This is a genomic window from Streptomyces flavofungini (assembly GCF_041028215.1).
GTDB classification, from domain to species: Bacteria; Actinomycetota; Actinomycetes; order Streptomycetales; family Streptomycetaceae; genus Streptomyces; species Streptomyces flavofungini_B.
This window is the reverse complement of the sequence record NZ_JASKYR010001210.1, coordinates 1-1487: the sequence shown is the minus strand read 5'-3', so window position 1 is coordinate 1487 and position 1487 is coordinate 1. Positions and strand designations below refer to the sequence as shown.

Below are 1487 nucleotides of genomic sequence, written 5' to 3'. Positions count from 1 at the left end.
GCCGGGGGCGGTGGACGCCTCGGGCACCTACGGCGGCCTGTACCAGTTCGACACCCACACCTGGCAGTCCCTCGGCGGCTCGGGGCGTCCCCAGGACGCCCCGTCCTCGGAGCAGACGTACCGCGCGAAGAAGCTCTACGTCCAGCGGGGCGCCAGCCCGTGGCCGCACTGCGGGCAGCGACTGCGGGGCTGACCGGCCGGGCCCCGTAACCTAATGGGGTGAGCACTGAGCACGGCGTCCTCCTCGGGCCCGCCGACATCCGCGAACTGGCCGCTGCCCTCGGCGTACGCCCGACCAAGCAGCGCGGCCAGAACTTCGTCATCGACGCGAACACCGTCCGCCGCATCGTCCGCACCGCGGAGGTCGGCCCCGAGGACGTCGTCGTCGAGGTCGGCCCCGGCCTCGGCTCCCTGACGCTGGCCCTCCTGGAGACCGCCTCCCACGTCACCGCCGTGGAGATCGACGACGTGCTCGCCGGGGCGCTGCCCGCGACCGTCAAGGCGCGCCTGCCGCACAAGGAGGGCGCCTTCGACCTCGTGCACAGCGACGCGATGCTGGTGAAGGAGCTGCCGGGCCCCGCGCCCACCGCGCTCGTCGCGAACCTCCCGTACAACGTCGCCGTCCCCGTCCTGCTGCACATGCTCGACACCTTCCCGACCATCGAGCGCACCCTGGTGATGGTGCAGTCCGAGGTCGCCGACCGGCTCGCCGCGGGCCCCGGCTCGCGGGTGTACGGGGTGCCGTCCGTGAAGGCCAACTGGTACGCCGACGTGAAGCGCGCCGGAGCCATCGGCCGCAATGTCTTCTGGCCCGCCCCGAACGTCGACTCGGGTCTGGTCTCGCTGGTGCGGCGCACCGAGCCGGTCAGGACCACGGCGTCCCGGCGCGAGGTCTTCGCCGTCGTCGACGCCGCCTTCGCGCAGCGCAGGAAGACGCTGCGGGCCGCCCTGTCCGGCTGGGCGGGCAGCGCCGCCGCCGCGGAGGCCGCGCTGGTCGCCGCCGGAGTTTCGCCCCAGGCGCGCGGCGAGGCCCTGACCGTGGCGGAGTTCGCGCGCATCGCCGAGCACAAGGAGGCCGCCGCGTGAGCGCGACGGTACGCGTCCCCGCGAAGGTCAACGTCCAGCTCGCCGTGGGCCCCGCCCGCCCCGACGGCTTCCACGACCTCGCCAACGTCTTCCTCGCCGTCGGGCTCTACGACGAGGTGACGGTCGCCCCCGCCGACGAGCCGCGGGTGACCTGCGAGGGGCCCGGCGCCGACCAGGTGCCCCTGGACGGCACCAACCTGGCCGCGCGCGCCGCCGGCCTGCTGGCCGCGCGGCACGGCATCACCGGCGCCGTGCACATCCACATCGCCAAGGACATCCCCGTCGCCGGTGGCATGGCGGGCGGCAGCGCGGACGCCGCGGGCGCCCTCGTGGCCTGCGACGCGCTGTGGGGCACCGGTGCCACCGCGCGCGAACTGCTCGACCTCTGCGCCCAACTCGGC

General features: G+C 75.0%; 3 protein-coding genes. All 3 read left to right on the top strand.

The genetic code is table 11. From position 1 onward, the window contains the following. On the top strand, positions 1-193 hold a 193-nt coding region (locus AB8Z36_RS39820), incomplete at its 5' end, for a transglycosylase family protein (RefSeq protein ID WP_369218238.1). Between the two features lie 26 nt (positions 194-219). Then, positions 220-1086: a 16S rRNA (adenine(1518)-N(6)/adenine(1519)-N(6))-dimethyltransferase RsmA gene (gene rsmA / locus AB8Z36_RS39815; protein ID WP_369218237.1), complete on the top strand. Its 867-nt coding sequence runs from the start codon at positions 220-222 to the stop codon at positions 1084-1086. Further along, positions 1083-1487, top strand: a 405-nt coding sequence (locus tag AB8Z36_RS39810) for a GHMP family kinase ATP-binding protein (protein ID WP_440582130.1), incomplete at its 3' end; no start/stop codon positions are given. The genes rsmA and AB8Z36_RS39810, both read left to right, overlap by 4 nt.